This window comes from Arthrobacter sp. UYCo732 (assembly GCF_040547265.1).
Lineage (GTDB): Bacteria > Actinomycetota > Actinomycetes > Actinomycetales > Micrococcaceae > Arthrobacter.
In genome coordinates, this window is the sequence record NZ_JBEPPJ010000001.1 from 531508 (window position 1) to 547255 (window position 15748).

Consider the following 15748-nt stretch of genomic DNA (forward strand, 5'->3'; position numbering starts at 1 on the left):
ACAGGCCCGGTTCCGGTTATGTGGATAACCGGAACCGGGCCTGTGCAGCCGACAGCTTGTGAGTCCTAAGCAAGCTCGCTGGCAGAGCGCTGGAGCTGGTCGAGCCACGCCTGCCTCGCCTCGAGGGCTTCCCTGGCTGCCTTGATCTTGCGCTCGTCTCCGGCTTTCTCTGCCTTCTCGAGATCGTCCTGAAGCCCGGAAATGGCTGATTCCAGCTGCGACAGTGCGCTGTTGGTGCGGGCCTTTGTCTCGGGGTTGGAGCGCTGCCACTTCTCGTCTTCGGCGTGGCGGACAGCGTCCTCCACCTTGCGGAGGCCGGCTTCGATCCGGCCCATGTCGGCCCGGGGGACCTTGCCGGCTTCTTCCCAGCGGTCCCGGACAGACTGGAGTGCCTTCTTGGCGGCGGCCAGGTCCTTGACCGGCAGGATGGTGTTGGCCTCCACCAGGAGTTCTTCCTTCACCGTGAGGTTGGCCGCATATTCCTGGTCGATCTCCTCATTCGCTGCCTGCCGGGACGTGAAAAATACGTCCTGGGCAGCGCGGAAACGGGCCCAGAGGGCGTCGTCGTCCTTTCGGCTTGCCCGCGGGGAGGCCTTCCAGTCATCCATCAGCCGGCGGTATTCGCCAGCGGCGAAGCCCCAGTCGGTGGAGGAAGACAACGCCTCGGCCTCGGCAATAAGCTTTTCCTTGGCCGACTTTGCCGCCGAGTTGGTGCTGTCCAGCTGGGAGAAGTAAGCGCGGCGGTGGCGGTCAAAAACAGTACGCGCGGCACGGAAGCGCTTCCACAAGGCGTCCTCGTTGCTGCGGCCAAGCCGGACGCCGCTCTTCTGGGCCGTCTTCCAGCTTTCAAAGAGCTCGTTCATCCGCGCGCTGGACGTCTTCCACTGGATCTGGGCAGGATCCTGGCCCGAAATTTCCTCGGCTTCAGACACGATTGCCTCGCGGGCTGCCAGTTCGGCGGCCCGAACGGCGTCGTGCTCTGCTTTCTCTGCCTTTTCCAGCTCCGTGATTTGGGCGGAAACGGCCTCCAGCCGTGCTTCTGCCGACCGGAGATCTCCCACCATGTTTCGCTCTGCCAGCTGTTCGCGCAGGTGGGTGACGGTCTTCTGCATGTCGGTGCTGGGAGCCTTGGAACTGACGCGCTGCTCAAGGAGCAGAACCTGCGCCACAATGTCGTCGTACTTACGCGCGAAATACGCCAATGCCTCGTCATTGCTGACATCTGGGTACTGGCCCACCGGGTGCTCTTCGCCGTCGATCGTCAGGAAAACGTGGCCGTCACCTTCAACACGGCCCCAACGGGAAGCTTCGGCCAACGACGTTGCGGACGCGATCGGTGCCGGCGTTGCGGCGGGTGCAGCCGCGGCAGGCTTGGGCCGGGCTGCGAAGGCGGCCGGCGACGGTGCCGGACGTGGAGCAGGAGTGGGGGCCGCCGGCTGCGAAGCCACGGGCTCTTCGACGGCATCAGCCACAGGCCCTTTACCCGTTGCGTCGTCGGCCACGGGCGCCTCAGTTGTTGCGTTGTCGGCCACCGTCTCCTCAGCGGTGGCCGGGTCCGCTGCCGCCGGGCCGGCCACTGCCTCTTGGGCCACTGCCTCGTCGCCTACTGCCTGGTCAGCTACTGCCGGCTCAGCCTCGGGGGCCGCTGCCTCGGTCAGGTCTGCTGCTATTTCGTCGGATTTCTGACTGTCTGTCACCGCTAAAAGTCTTTCGCTTGGAGGAAAATACTCACATACTGCACCGCGGCCGTGAGGCCGGGCTTCCTACTTCAGAGAAAACGAGTCTATCGTGACTGGTTCAACGGGCGCGCCGTCCGTGTCGCTGCTGCCGGGAGTGATTCCTGCGGCTGCGATTCCGGACACGATATCCAGGCCGGACGTCACCTTGCCCACCACCGTATAGCCGCCGGCGCTGTCTGCGGGAATCACCGTGTCTTTGTAGACAATAAAAAACTGCGTGCCGTTCCCGTAAGCGTTGTTGCCCGTCCTCGCCACCGCTATGGTGCCAGCCGGGTAACGATTGTCAGCCGGGACGTTTTCCAGCGGACCCCACGTGTAATCGGGATTTCCGCTGCCCTTGCCGTCGGCAGATCCGCACTGCAGGACGCCGAAGCTTTCACTGGTGGTCAGCCGGTGGCAGGTCTTGCTGGTGAAGTAGCCTTCGTCGCTGAGGGACTTGAAGACTGCGGCTGCCTGGGGCGCCTTCGTTCCATCGAGTTCGACGCCGACCGCGCCCCGGTTCAGGGCCAAGTCTCCGGTGAAGGTTTGTCCGGCAGCCGAGTCGGGTGAAGGAATGTTGGCCGCGTTGCTGGGCGGCGCCGAGGCCGTGGGGGACGATGAAGGCGTGGTCAGTCCCGCCTCGGCCGCGGCGAACTCGTCTTCCGAGGGGTTGCCGGAAAATGCCGTGAGCTGAAGAACGACGGCGAGCACCACAGCGCCGGCTCCGGCGCCGGCGGCAATGAGATTGTCCCGTTTGCGGCGTGCTTCCTGATCCCGCCGCAGCCCGCGCTTTGCCTCCATCTGCTGGATGCGCCGTTTGGCTTCGCGTGCGCTGCGTGAACTGGCCGCCAAGGGTCCTCCTGTAAGTCGGTCTGCGGCCGGACTGTCAAGGGCCCGGGCGCAATCTGCCGGCAGCCTTCGACGGCCCCTGCCTGCGTGTTAGAGATGCAGGCGGAAGGCGCATAAACTGACTGCCGCACATAGTTTATGCATGAGTTGCTGGACAGCCGCCGTTCCTGGCCCGTTTCGGGTGGAATGCCGGGCAAAGTCCCAGGCGCCCTTCATCAAGAGGAGAACATCCACCATGGCACGCACCGCCTCCCTGTCCGGATTCCCCGAGTGGCTTCCCGAGGAGCGGCTGGTGGAGCTGCACGTGCTTGACACCCTGCGGAAGGTTTTTGAGCTGCACGGTTTCTCGTCCATAGAGACCCGGGCCGTGGAAACCGTCGGTCAGTTGCTGCGCAAAGGTGAGATCGATAAAGAGGTTTACGGCCTCAGCCGCCTCCAGGATGACGACGCCGACTCATCCGATGCGGCCAAGGCCGGAAAGTCCGATCCGGATGCCCTGGCGCTGCATTTCGACTTGACCGTGCCGTTCGCGCGCTACGTCGTGGAGAACGCCGGCTACCTCGCGTTCCCGTTCCGGCGCTACCAGATCCAGAAGGTCTGGCGGGGCGAACGCCCGCAGGAAGGCCGCGCCAGGGAGTTCACGCAGGCAGACATCGATGTGGTGGGCGACGGCGAGCTGCCCTTCCGCTATGACGTGGAGATTGCCCTGGTCATTGCCGAGGCCCTGAGTGCCCTTCCCATCCCGGATTTCCGCCTGCGCATCAACAACCGCAAGCTTGCCGAGGGTTTCTACCGGGGGATCGGGCTGGATGATACCGCGGGTGTGCTTCGCAGCATCGACAAGCTGGAAAAGATCGGCCCTGCCAAGGTCGCGGAACTGCTCAGGTCGGAGCTCGGGGCAACCGAGGAGCAGGCACAGCTGGCGCTGAAGCTGGCCGGGATCCGTACCGAAGACACCTCTTTTGCGGCCCAGGTCCGCGCCCTCGGCGTCACCAACGACCTGCTCGAGGAGGGCCTGGACGAACTGGAACAGGTGATTGAGGCAGCCGTGCAGCGCGCGCCGGGCAAGGTGGTGGCCGATCTCAGTATCGCCCGCGGTTTGGATTACTACACCGGCACCGTGGTGGAGACCGTCCTGGTGGGCCACGAGCAGCTTGGTTCCATCTGCTCGGGCGGCCGTTACGATGCCCTGGCTTCGAAGGGTAACCGCAAGTTCCCCGGCGTCGGGCTGTCCATCGGCGTCACGAGGCTGGTGTCCCGCATCCTCAGCCAGGACCTGGCCAAGGCTTCCCGGTCCGTGCCCACCGCCGTGCTGGTTGCACTGGCAAACGATGACAGTTGGGGTGCCGCGCAGGATGTCGCGGCCCAGCTCCGCAGCCGGGGCATCGCCACGGAAGTGGCAGCCAAAGCCGAGAAGTTCGGCAAGCAGATCAAGTTCGCGGACCGCCGCGGCATCCCCTTCGTCTGGTTCACCGACGACGACGGCAATCACCAGGTCAAGGACATCCGGTCCGGAGACCAGACGGACGCCGATCCGGCCGAGTGGGCGCCGCCGTCGGAAGACCTCCACGTGCAGGTGAACACGGCAGCTGCCCTGACGGCCTGACACTGGGGGAGCCGACCGCGCGGGCCAGGCCATAACGGGGCACTTCGCCGCAGACGCGCCGAAAGCTGAGGCGGTTCTGCGGGTTGGAGGCCCCAAAGTGCCCCACGATGGCGGGACTTAGGCCTGAGGACGCCGCTGGCCGCGCAGCCGCAGCACCAGGAAACGCCCGGCCACGCCAACGGCAAGGACCGCGGCCATCCCCAGTACTGAGGTGGGCGGCAGCGTGAACGCCAGCAGGAGGCAGCTGACAAAGCCGGCCACGTTCAACCACTTGCGGGCATGCGCTGGATGCTCGTCCAGTGTGTAGGCAGCAGCGTTGGTGATGGCGTAGTAGATCAGCACGCCGAAGCTGGAGAACCCCACCACCGTCATCACTTCGGTGGTCAGAAGCAGCAAAATCACGACGGCGGCTACCGCCAGTTCGGCCAGGAACGGCACCGTGTGCCGGCCGCCCACCCGGGCCAACTGTGCAGGCAGGTCCCGCTCCCGTGCCATGGCCAGCGCAGTTCTGCCCACGCCGGTGATGAGCGCCAGCAGCGCTCCGAGGCATGCCGCCGCCGCGCCTGCCTGGACCAGCGGTGCACCGGCCGCGAACTGCGAATGGCGCACGGCGTCCAACAGCGGAGCCGCACTTGCCGCCAGCCGGCCGTCCGGCAGGTGGCTTTGCAGCAGCAGCGCCAGCCCCAAATAGATGACAAAGGCGGCGCCCAACGCAGCCAGAATGGCCCGTGGAATGGTCCTGGCAGGGTCCCTGACCTCCTCGCCCAGGGTGGCGATGCGCGCGTAGCCGGCAAACGCGAAGAACATCAGCCCGGCTGCGGGCAGCACGCCGCCGAGGCCGCCTGGTGTTGTAGCAGCGGCCGTGGCCCCGGCAGCCGCGCCGGATGGATGCGGCCCGAGGAGGGCGGCGGCAGCCACAAAGACCAGGGTGGCCAGGACGACGCACAGCAGGATCCGGGTGAGCAGCGCTGTGCGCGTGATGCCGAACAGGTTGACCGCCGTCAGGGCGACCACGGCAGCGACGGCAACGGAGACGGCGTAGTCCGGCGCAACGTACTGGCCGAAGGTCAGGGCCATGGCGGCGCAGGACGCCGTTTTTCCGCTGACAAAACCCCAGCCGGCCAAGAATCCGGGCCATTCGCCCAGCCGCTTCCGGCCGTACACGTAGGTTCCGCCGCTGGCCGGATACCGCGCCGCCAATTCGGCGGACGCGACGGCATTGCAATACGCCACCGCGCCCGCGAGGACAACTGCCAGGACCAGGAACCTTCCGGCCAGTCCAGCTGCCGGTGCGAAGACCACAAACACGCCGGCGCCGAGCATGGAGCCGAGCCCGATGGAGGTGGCATCAAACACGCCCAGCCTCCGTTGAAGTTGCCGGTCCGGGTTCATGGGGGAGGCGGGCCTTTCCAGCGGGTAAACTCAGACGGGATTGTTCCCGGAATGATCCTATGCATCTTTAAGTCTTTCGTTTTCCCTGCTGTCTCTTTCAGAAAGGTGTGCTGTGCTGCGCACACATGACCTCGGATCCCTTCGCTCCGAGCACATTGGACAAACCGTAACCCTGGCTGGCTGGGTTGGCCGCCGACGCGATCACGGTGGTGTTGCATTCGTGGATCTCCGTGATGCATCCGGCGTGGCCCAGGTTGTGGTCCGTGAAGAAGAGGTCTTCCACGGTCTGCGCAACGAGTACGTCCTCCAGGTCACCGGCACGGTATCCCAGCGCCCCGAGGGCAACGAGAACCCGGCCCTGGCCACCGGCGCCATCGAGGTCATGGCGGACAAGGTAGTCATCCTCAATACCTCTGATCCGCTGCCGTTCCAGATCGATGAACACGTTGAGGTGGGCGAGGAAGCCCGCCTGAAGCACCGCTACCTCGACCTGCGCCGCCCCGGCCCCGCCCGCAACCTCCGGCTGCGCTCCGAAGCCAACCGGGTGGCCCGCGAGCTTCTTCACCAGGACGGTTTCGTCGAGATCGAGACCCCCACGCTGACGCGTTCGACGCCGGAAGGTGCCCGCGACTTCGTGGTCCCGGCACGCCTGGCCCCAGGTTCCTGGTACGCGCTGCCGCAGTCCCCGCAGCTTTTCAAGCAGCTCCTGCAGGTAGGTGGCTTTGAGAAGTATTATCAGATCGCGCGCTGCTACCGCGATGAGGACTTCCGCGCCGACCGCCAGCCGGAATTCACCCAGCTGGATATCGAAGCCAGCTTCGTGGACCAGGACGACATCATTGCCTTGGGTGAAAACATCGTCGAGGCCCTGTGGAAGCTGATCGACGTCGAGATCCCCACGCCCATCCAGCGCATCACCTATGCGGACGCGATGGCACGGTACGGCTCGGACAAGCCTGACCTCCGTTTTGGCGTGGAGCTGACCGAGCTCACCGAGTTCTTCAAGGACACCAACTTCGGCGTCTTCAAGGCTCCCTACGTTGGTGCTGTGGTGATGCCCGGTGGCGCTTCACAGCCGCGCCGTACCTTGGACGGCTGGCAGGAATTTGCCAAGCAGCGCGGCCACAAGGGCTTGGCGTACGTTCTCTTCAAAGACGACGGCGAACTGGCAGGTCCGGTTGCCAAGAACCTGACCGACACCGAGCGTGCGGGCCTGGCCGACGCCGTGGGCGCAAAGCCCGGGGACTGCATTTTCTTCGCCGCCGGCGAGAAGTCCGCAGCCCGAGCGCTGCTCGGTGCGGCCCGCGTGGAGATCGGACACCGTACAGGCCTGATCAACCCCGCTGACTGGGCCTTCTGCTGGGTAGTGGACGCGCCGATGTTCGAACCGGCTGCCGCAGCAGTGGCGTCCGGCGATGTGGCTGTTGGCGCCGGCAAGTGGACAGCCGTCCACCACGCCTTCACTTCGCCCAAGCCGGAGTTCATGGACACGTTCGACAAGGACCCGGAATCGGCGCTGTCCTATGCCTACGACATCGTGTGCAACGGCAACGAAATCGGCGGCGGCTCCATCCGTATCCACGAGCGCGACGTCCAGGAACGCGTGTTCGAACTGATGGGCCTGGACCGTGAAGACGCCCAGACCAAATTCGGGTTCCTCCTCGAAGGGTTTAAGTTCGGTGCCCCTCCGCACGGCGGCATCGCCTTCGGTTGGGACCGTGTAGTGGCGCTCCTGGCTGGTGTTGAGTCCATCCGCGACGTCATCGCCTTCCCCAAGACCGGCAACGGCTACGACCCGCTGACCCAGGCTCCGGCGCCGATCACGGCGCAGCAGCGCAAGGAGGCCGGCGTGGACTTCAAGCCCCAGACGAAACCCGAAGAGCCCAAGAAGGCAGAACAGGACGCCAATTAGGCTGAGGGATTGATCTTGGACAGGAGGCTCCCCGGACAACTGGGGAGCCTCCTGTCCATAACGAAGGATCGAGTAAAGTGACCGACCCTGCCCTGCCGGACCTGGGATCCGTGATGGATGCCGCCTGGCCTGCTCCCGATCGGGAGGAAGCGGGTGGCTGGGTGTTCCGCGCCGCGAACGGCGTGACCCAGCGGGCCAACTCCATCTGGCCCCGCTCAGAGCCGGCCGGAAGCACCCATGAGCAGCTATCCCTGCTCCGGGAAGCGCGTGCGTGGTACCGGCGCCGGCGGATACCGGTGATCTTCCAGGTATTCGACGATGCCCGCAGCGCCGCGCTGAACGCCCTGCTCGACGCACAAGGCTTCACCCGGCAGTCCGAAACAGTGATCATGGTGCGGGACACGGACGGTGCTGCGAAGCCGCCGGCGGATCCCGGCGTCGAACTTTCAGCAGAGCCATCGGCAGAATGGCTGCGGCTGTGGTGGAGCGTGGACGGGCGGGGCGGCGAGGAATCACTCCACACCGCGCGCGGAATCCTCGAAGGCTGCCCGTCCCTGTACGCCCTGGTGCGGGACGAAAACCGCGTCCCTGCCGCCGTCGGGCGGCTTGCCCTTCCGGCCGGCGGGGACATCCGGTGTGGCGGGCTCTACTCCATGGCGACCCGTCCCGATGTCCGGCGCCGCGGCTACGCCATCCGCATCATGCAGTCATTGCTTGCGGCCGGTATGGAACAGTCTCTGGAGAGCTACTGGCTGCTGGTCACTGCTTCGAACCACGGGGCGCAGCAGCTTTACTCCCGGTCAGGATTCCGGGAAGTGGGCCGCTACATCTACCGCCAGGACCGGCCGAAGCGGCATCTGACCGGCTGCTGACGGGCTGGAAATTTGATACTTGAAGCTTCAATCAAAATCGGCTATGCTGGTGCCATGACGCAGACACTTGGCCTTCCTCCCGTCCTCTTCCTCAGCCATGGTGCGCCGCCGCTGGCCGACGACGCTACCTGGACCCGTCAGCTGCACGACTGGTCCGGCACCTTCAGCAAGCCCAAGGACATCCTGATGGTGTCCGCGCACTGGGAAAACGCTCCCGTCACGCTCAGCGCCACCGGGAGGAATCCGGGGCTTGTCTACGACTTCGGCGGCTTCCCGCAGAAGTACTACGACGTCCAGTACAACGCACCGCAGGCGCCGGAGCTCGCCACGGAAGTGGAAAGGCTCGTGGGTACTCACGGCCACCACGTCGAACGGGACGAGCGCCGCGGGCTGGATCACGGTGCTTACGTGCCGCTGAAGGAAATGTTCCCGGAGGCAGACGTTCCGGTGGTGCAGATGTCGATGCCAACCCTGGACCCGCAGGGATTGTTCAAGCTCGGCGAGTCCCTGGCACCGCTGCGCGAACGCGGCACCCTGATCGTTGGGTCGGGATTCACCACGCACAATCTGCGCTGGTTCAACCCGGCTGGCGGCCCGGACGTTACGCCGCCGGCGGCCTCGAGCGAGTTTGACCACTGGGCAGAAGAAGCAATGGCTCGCGGCGACGTTGACGCCATCCTCGATTTCCTGAACAAGGCTCCCGCCGCCCGGCAGGCGCACCCGCGTAGCGAACACTGGGCGCCACTGTACGTGGCGCTCGGTGCTGCCTACGGTTCCGGTGACCTGAAGGCGAAAACGGCCATTGACGGTTTTTGGTTCGGGCTCTCCAAGCGGTCCTGGACCCTGAACTAGTTCAGAGCGGCGGGTCCATGACATGGACCCGCACCGCGCAGGCATCCGCTGCGGCCTTCTTCAGGACCGCGGCCCTTGGGTCCGGTGCGTCAAGGTACACGAGCCGTGGGTACTGCGCGTAGCCGCTCAGCGCCGGCTGCTGCAGGGCGAGATCGGCCAGAGCTCTGTCGCCGCCGGGCACCAGGTACTCAAAGCCCTGGCTGGCGAAGACCTGCCGTGCATGATCCGCAGCCGACTCCACGAGCGCATCGGCCTGGTTGGCGCGGCGGCGGGCAAAGCGCTGCTGTGACTGACCGCCCGCGGCGGACCTTGACTGCACGTACTTGGCGCCCACTTTCGAAGCCAGGATCACGCCCTCGCTGGCAACGGCCGCGCCATAGCCGCCCCGCCTGATCAGGAGCAGTCCGATCCGGCGCGGCTGGGCAGCCAGGGACGCCAGGCGTTCCAGCGGATCGGCACCCCGCCCCGGCCTGCCGTCCGCCGGCCAAGGCGTCTGGAGCAGCGCCACGGCGCCGTCGGCCGCCACAAGCCGCACGCCGTCGTCGTCATCATTGAGCCGGAAGCCGCCGTGCGCGGCGCCAAAGCGTTCCGCCCATCCCGCGAGCCGGGCGGCCGGCACAAAGGCGGTCCGGACGGATCCCGCCCGGGCCGGGCCGTCGGTGCTGCGTGCGGTCATGGGGCCCTTTCGTGAGCGTGCGGATATGTGGCGCTGAACTATGAGTAGCCTATCTATGTGGATGATCTCTTCGGCCAAGGGCCCGGCAATGACGACGACGGCAGTGATGAACCGTCGTCGGCCGGCGGTTCCGGGGCGGGCCGGAATGCCCCGCCCCGCAGCCCGCTGGCAGTCAGAATGCGGCCGCGAACGCTCGACGACGTGGTAGGTCAGCAGCACCTGCTGGGGCAAGGCTCACCACTGCGGCAGTTGGCCGCCGGCACCGATGCCGTGGGACCCGCAGGCCCGAGCTCGCTGATCCTGTGGGGACCGCCCGGGACCGGCAAAACCACGCTCGCGCATGTGATCGCCAAGGGGAAAGGGCGGAAGTTCGTGGAACTGTCCGCGATCACCGCCGGGGTCAAAGACGTCCGGCGTGTGATGGATGACGCCCTGACGGCCCGGGACCTCTATAAGACCACCACAGTCCTGTTCCTGGACGAGATCCACCGGTTCAACAAGGCGCAGCAGGATGCGCTGCTGCCCGGCGTGGAAAACCGCTGGGTGGTGCTCGTGGCGGCAACTACCGAAAATCCGTCCTTTTCAGTGGTCTCGCCCCTGCTTTCCCGGTCCCTGCTGCTGACCCTGAAGCCGCTGACGGAAGCCGACATTGAGGGGCTACTGCAACGTGCGGTGGCGGACGAGCGGGGCCTGAACGGGAAAGTGGAGCTCAGCACCGAAGCGCTGCGCCACCTCGTCAGACTGTCCGGCGGTGACGCCCGGCGTGCCCTGACTGCGTTGGAAGCGGCCGCGGGCGTGGCATTCGGCGATGCCGATGACGCTGATGCCGACTTGCCGGTCACCGTTGAGCTCATGCACACCGAACGTGCCCTGGACGTGGCCGCCGTGCGCTATGACCGGGCCGGTGACCAGCACTACGACGTGGCCAGCGCCTTCATCAAGTCAGTCCGCGGCTCCGACGTGGACGCCGCCCTGCATTACCTCGCCAGGATGCTGGAGGCGGGGGAGGACCCGCGGTTCATTGCCCGGCGGATTGTCATTTCCGCCGCGGAGGACGTGGGCATGGCCGACCCCACCGCCCTGCAGACGGCGGTGGCCGCAGCCCAGGCTGTGCAGCTGATCGGCATGCCCGAAGGTCGGATCGTGCTGGCCGAAGCTGTGGTGCACCTCGCCACGGCCCCGAAGTCCAATGCTGCGTACATAGGCATCAACAAGGCCGTCGCGGATGTCCGGGCCGGATTGGGCAACGGAATTCCGGCGCACTTGCGCGATGCGCACTACCCGGGTTCGAAGCAGCTCGGCCATGGCAAGGGGTACAAATACGCCCACGATGCGCCGCATTCAGTGGCTAGCCAGCAGTACCCGCCGGACGATCTGGTAGGTCGGGATTACTACGAGCCCACCGCGAACGGTGCCGAGCGGGATATTTCCGTGCGCCTGGAACGCCTGCGGAAGATCATCCGCGGCAAGTGACGCGAGTGTGGGAATGCAGGGTAATCCTGCTAAGATGGTGCGTTGTCTGGCAAGGCACGGACGCAATCTCCCCAACCTTCAGTAGTTTCTCTGTTCAGTTTGGGGTAGCCCCGTGCCCAGTAGCAAAAGGCAGCGGTTGGCCGATGCTCTCCATCGTGGAGGCCAGTAACACTGACACACCGCAGATATTGGAAGGACACAAGTGGCTAACAACACTCGTGCTCGCCGTACAGCACGCCTCTCGCGTGCACTCGGCATCGCTCTGACCCCCAAGGCCGCCAAGTACATGGAGCGCCGCCCGTACGGCCCCGGCGAGCATGGCCGTGCCCGCAAGAAGCAGGACTCCGACTACGCCGTACGTCTGCGCGAAAAGCAGCGTCTGCGCGCCCAGTACGGCATCCGCGAAGCCCAGATGACCCGTGCCTTCGAAGAAGCACGCCGCACCAAGGGCCTGACCGGTGAAAACCTGATCGAATTGCTCGAAATGCGTCTTGACGCCCTCGTGCTGCGTGCCGGCTTCGCCCGCACCATCGCCCAGGCCCGCCAGCTGGTTGTACACCGCCACATCATGGTTGACGGCATCCGCGTTGACCGTCCGTCCTTCCGCGTCGGCGAGGGCCAGCTGGTCCACGTCCACAGCCGCAGTGAAACCATGGTTCCGCTCCAGGTTGCAGCAGCCGGCGCGCACCGCGACGTCCTGCCCCAGGTTCCGGCCTACCTGGACGTCAAGCTTGACGCCCTGCAGGCCCGCCTGGTCCGCCGCCCGAAGCGCTCCGAGGTTCCCGTAACCTGCGAAGAGCAGCTCGTCGTCGAATTCTACGCACGCTAAATCCCAGCAGCGTATCCAAAGAAGCCCGTGGCAAGCGCCACGGGCTTCTTTGTATGTAAGGTACTTGGGGGACATCTGCGGAACGCATCAAGACAGCGTGCGCGGTGGGAAAAGATCCACGTCAGTTTCAAGGAGATGAATGTCTATGTCTGGTGGCGATATTGCCGGCCTGATCGCAGCCGGGGTGTTTGCGCTCCTGGTGCTGCTGCTCGCCGTACCGATCCTGAAGCTCGGCAGCGTCCTGGAAGAGATTCGGACTTCGATCCGATCCATCAGCGACGGTGCCACGCCCCTGATGGACGAGGTCACCGCCACGGTCACCACCACCAACCAGCAGCTGAAGAAAGTGGATGGCATCGCCTCCAATGTTTCTGACGCCTCCGCGAACCTCTCCGCGCTGTCCTCCCTTGTTGCCGCGACGGTGGGTTCACCGCTGATCAAGGTGGCGGCGTTCAGCTACGGAGTGCGTACGGCCCTCGCTAACCGCAAGAAACCCGCGGCCGGCCGCCGCAGCCGCTAAACCACCGGAAGAACAGAACATGAAACGACTTGTCTGGATGGGAATCGGCGTGGCGATCGGTGTCATCGCCTTCCGCAAGGTCACCGAAGCCCAATCGAACCTGGGGCCCGAGGGCCTGAACCGGGCTGTGGGCCGGCTCGCCGACAGCCTCTATGACTTCGCGGACGCCGTGCGGTCCGGGATGAACGAGCGGGAAACGGACCTCCGCACGGCTCTTGGGGTCGAATCCCGGGAAGTGGCCCGGCGCTAAACGCACGGGAACAAACGCGCGAGAATTAAACCAGCAGTTGCCGCTTGCCGGAACTGCCGTCTGAATCAAACTGTCACGCACCTGAAACGCGTGATCCAAGAAGGGTAAGTAATCAGCTCATGAAGTCGCAGGAGATCACAAAGCGCTGGGTGGACTTTTTTGTCAGCAAAGGCCACACCGCGGTTCCCTCCGCCTCGCTGGTCTCCAGCGACCCCTCCTTGCTGTTCACCGTTGCCGGCATGGTGCCGTTCATTCCGTACCTGACTGCCCGCGAAGAAGCCCCGTACTCCCGCGCCACGAGCATTCAGAAGTGCATCCGCACCGGTGACATCGAGGAAGTGGGCAAGACCGCCCGCCACGGCACGTTCTTCCAGATGTGCGGCAACTTCTCCTTTGGCGACTACTTCAAGGAAGACGCCATTAAGTACGCCTGGGAACTGCTCACCACGAGCGTGGACGACGGCGGGTACGGCCTGCCGCCGGAGCTCCTGTGGGTCACGGTTTACCAGGAAGACGACGAAGCCAGGGACCTGTGGCTGAAGAACACCGGCGTCCCGTCCCAGCGGATCCAGCGCATGGGCAAGGCTGATAACTACTGGCACACCGGCCAGCCAGGTCCCGCCGGCCCCTGCTCGGAAATCTACTACGACCGCGGTCCCGGATACGGTGTTGAAGGCGGGCCGCTCGCGGACGAGAACCGCTACGTCGAAATCTGGAACCTCGTCTTTATGCAGTACCAGATCGACAACGTCCGTTCCAAGGACGACTTCGACATCGTGGGTGAACTGCCGAAGAAGAACATCGACACCGGGCTGGGCATGGAACGACTCGCCATGATCCTGCAGGGCGTCGAGAACATGTACGAGACGGACCAGGTCCGCCCCGTGATCGACAAAGCAGCCGAGCTGTCCGGCCGGGAGTACACCTCCGCCGAAACAGCGGAAGATCCCCACCACACGGACGATGTCCGCATGCGGGTTGTAGCCGACCATATCCGTTCCGCCCTGATGCTGATCGCCGACGGCGTGACGCCCTCGAACGAAGGCCGTGGCTACGTCCTGCGCCGCCTCATCAGGCGTGCGGTGCGCTCGATGCGCCTGCTCGGCGTCGAAAAGGCCTGCCTGCCGGACCTGCTGCCAGCCTCACGCGACGCCATGAAGGGCGTTTACCCTATCGTCGAGACGGACTTCGACCGCATCAGCCGGATCGCCTACGCCGAAGAGCGTGCCTTCCTGCGCACCATCGCCTCGGGAACTGCCCGCCTTGAGGATGCTGTGACGGTATCCAAGGCCGCCGGCGCACCGCTGTCCGGCGCCGACGCGTTCGCCCTGCACGACACCTACGGCTTCCCGATCGACCTCACCCTGGAGATGGCTGAGGAAGCCGGGCTCAAGGTGGACGAGGCCGGTTTCCGCGCCCTCATGCTCGAGCAGCGCCAGCGTGCCCAGGCCGATGCGAAGGGCAAGAAGGGCGGCCACGCCGACCTCACCGCCTACCAGGAGATCCTGGGTGAGGGCGAGACCGTCTTCATCGGCTACGAAGAGCTCGACGGCGAGTCCCGCGTCCGTGGCCTCCTCAGCGGCGGCCAGCGTGTTGCCCACGCCGCTACCGGTGACGAAATCGAACTTGTCCTCAACGAGACGCCGTTCTACGCAGAGGCTGGCGGCCAGTCTGCCGATACCGGGCTCATCACCGGTGACGGCTTCGTCGTCGAGGTGCTCGACGTCCAGCGCCCCGTCAAGGGCCTGAGCGTGCACAAGGCGATCGTCCGCGAAGGCGAGATCTCCTCCGACGCCCTGGTGCGTGCCGCCGTCGACCGTGAACGCCGCCATGCAGCCGAGCAGGCCCACACCGGCACCCACATCGTCCACGCCGCGCTGCACCAGATCCTGGGTCCTCAGGCCACGCAGCGTGGTTCCTATAACAAAGCCGGCTACCTGCGCTTCGACTTCGCCTGGGGCGAAGGGCTGAGCACGGCCACGCGCTCGGAAATCGAAGAGGTGTCCAACCTGGCCATCCGCAACAACTTCCGGGTGGACACGAAAGTGATGGCCCTGGCCGAGGCTAAAGCACTCGGTGCCATGGCGCTCTTCGGTGAAAATTACGGCAGCGAAGTACGGGTGGTGGAGATCGACGGCGCCTGGTCCCGTGAGCTGTGCGGCGGCACCCATGTTTCCAACACGTCGTTGATCGGCAGCCTGTCGCTGCTGGGCGAGCAGTCGGTCGGCTCAGGAAACCGCCGTGTCGAAGCCTTCGTGGGCATGGACGCCTTCCGCCATCTCGCGGCCGAACGCGCCCTGGTGACCGAGCTGACGGAGATGCTCAAAGTCCCGTCGGGCCAGCTCGCCGACAGGATCGCCAGCACCCTGAACAAGCTCAAGGCCACGGAAAAGGAACTGGACCGCCTCCGCAAGGAACAGCTCACCGCGGCGGCAGCCAACCTCGTGGGCACTGCCCGGGACGCCGCCGGCATCCGGGTCATCGCGCACGATGCCGGCCAGATCGGTGGCGCCGATGACATCCGCAACCTTGCCCTCGACCTGCGAAACCGGCTCGGATCAGAAGCCTCCACCGTGGCAGTGGCCGGTGTCAGCAACGACCGTCCCATGATCCTGGTGGCCACCAATGAGGCCGCCCGGGAAGCCGGCGTGAAAGCCGGGGCCCTGGTGCGGCTCGCGGCCGGTATCCTCGGCGGCGGCGGCGGTGGCAAAGACGACGTCGCCCAGGGTGGCGGCACGGACGCTACCAAGGTCGCACCGGCGCTTGCCGCCGTTGTGGACGCCATCTCCCGGCGCTAGG

Annotated in this window: 13 protein-coding genes; 9 read left to right on the top strand and 4 right to left on the bottom strand. The window is 65.5% G+C overall.

The window, feature by feature from the left end; translation table 11 throughout:
- Positions 1-65: 65 nt before the first annotated feature.
- Both ABIB45_RS02585 and ABIB45_RS02590 read right to left on the bottom strand, forming a co-directional pair.
- Positions 66-1697 (bottom strand): DUF349 domain-containing protein, encoded by a 1632-nt coding sequence (locus ABIB45_RS02585; protein ID WP_354214332.1) that lies wholly within the window; start codon positions 1695-1697, stop codon positions 66-68.
- Positions 1698-1763: 66 nt separating this feature from the next.
- On the bottom strand, positions 1764-2570 hold the full coding sequence (locus ABIB45_RS02590) for a peptidylprolyl isomerase (RefSeq protein ID WP_354214333.1): 807 nt from the start codon (positions 2568-2570) through the stop codon (positions 1764-1766).
- Between the two features lie 232 nt (positions 2571-2802).
- On the opposite strand from ABIB45_RS02590, the gene hisS reads away from it, so the two are divergent.
- Positions 2803-4173, top strand: a complete 1371-nt coding sequence (gene hisS, locus ABIB45_RS02595) for a histidine--tRNA ligase (protein ID WP_354214334.1) — start codon at positions 2803-2805, stop codon at positions 4171-4173.
- A gap of 117 nt (positions 4174-4290) precedes the next feature.
- Here the strand turns inward: hisS and ABIB45_RS02600 are convergent, their stop codons facing one another.
- Positions 4291-5565 carry an APC family permease gene (locus ABIB45_RS02600; protein WP_354214335.1) on the bottom strand — a complete coding sequence of 425 codons (1275 nt, stop codon included), beginning with the start codon at positions 5563-5565 and terminating at the stop codon, positions 4291-4293.
- A 112-nt stretch (positions 5566-5677) separates the two neighbouring features.
- On the opposite strand from ABIB45_RS02600, the gene aspS reads away from it, so the two are divergent.
- From aspS to ABIB45_RS02615, 3 genes are all read left to right on the top strand, one after another.
- Positions 5678-7477 (top strand): aspartate--tRNA ligase, encoded by a 1800-nt coding sequence (aspS, locus tag ABIB45_RS02605; protein ID WP_354214336.1) that lies wholly within the window; start codon positions 5678-5680, stop codon positions 7475-7477.
- 77 nt (positions 7478-7554) lie between these two features.
- Positions 7555-8349 carry a GNAT family N-acetyltransferase gene (locus ABIB45_RS02610; RefSeq protein ID WP_502909096.1) on the top strand — a complete coding sequence of 265 codons (795 nt, stop codon included), beginning with the start codon at positions 7555-7557 and terminating at the stop codon, positions 8347-8349.
- A 54-nt stretch (positions 8350-8403) separates the two neighbouring features.
- Complete coding sequence (locus tag ABIB45_RS02615; protein ID WP_354214337.1) at positions 8404-9201, top strand: dioxygenase family protein; 798 nt, start codon at positions 8404-8406, stop codon at positions 9199-9201.
- Position 9202: 1 nt separating this feature from the next.
- Here the strand turns inward: ABIB45_RS02615 and ABIB45_RS02620 are convergent, their stop codons facing one another.
- Positions 9203-9877: an acVLRF1 family peptidyl-tRNA hydrolase gene (locus ABIB45_RS02620; RefSeq protein WP_354214338.1), complete on the bottom strand. Its 675-nt coding sequence runs from the start codon at positions 9875-9877 to the stop codon at positions 9203-9205.
- 57 nt (positions 9878-9934) lie between these two features.
- Between ABIB45_RS02620 and ABIB45_RS02625 the strand changes: the two genes are divergently transcribed.
- From ABIB45_RS02625 to alaS, 5 genes are all read left to right on the top strand, one after another.
- The gene (locus tag ABIB45_RS02625) at positions 9935-11350 is read left to right on the top strand and encodes a replication-associated recombination protein A (protein ID WP_354214339.1); all 1416 of its coding nucleotides are present in this window, start codon (positions 9935-9937) and stop codon (positions 11348-11350) included.
- Positions 11351-11552: 202 nt separating this feature from the next.
- Positions 11553-12179: a 30S ribosomal protein S4 gene (gene rpsD / locus ABIB45_RS02630; protein ID WP_190988295.1), complete on the top strand. Its 627-nt coding sequence runs from the start codon at positions 11553-11555 to the stop codon at positions 12177-12179.
- Between the two features lie 145 nt (positions 12180-12324).
- Complete coding sequence (locus ABIB45_RS02635) at positions 12325-12699, top strand: DUF948 domain-containing protein (protein WP_164199570.1); 375 nt, start codon at positions 12325-12327, stop codon at positions 12697-12699.
- Between the two features lie 19 nt (positions 12700-12718).
- Positions 12719-12949 carry a DUF6167 family protein gene (locus tag ABIB45_RS02640; RefSeq protein WP_354214340.1) on the top strand — a complete coding sequence of 77 codons (231 nt, stop codon included), beginning with the start codon at positions 12719-12721 and terminating at the stop codon, positions 12947-12949.
- Between the two features lie 119 nt (positions 12950-13068).
- Entirely contained in the window at positions 13069-15747 is a 2679-nt protein-coding gene (gene alaS, locus ABIB45_RS02645) for an alanine--tRNA ligase (protein ID WP_354214341.1), read from the top strand.
- Position 15748: the final 1 nt, after the last annotated feature.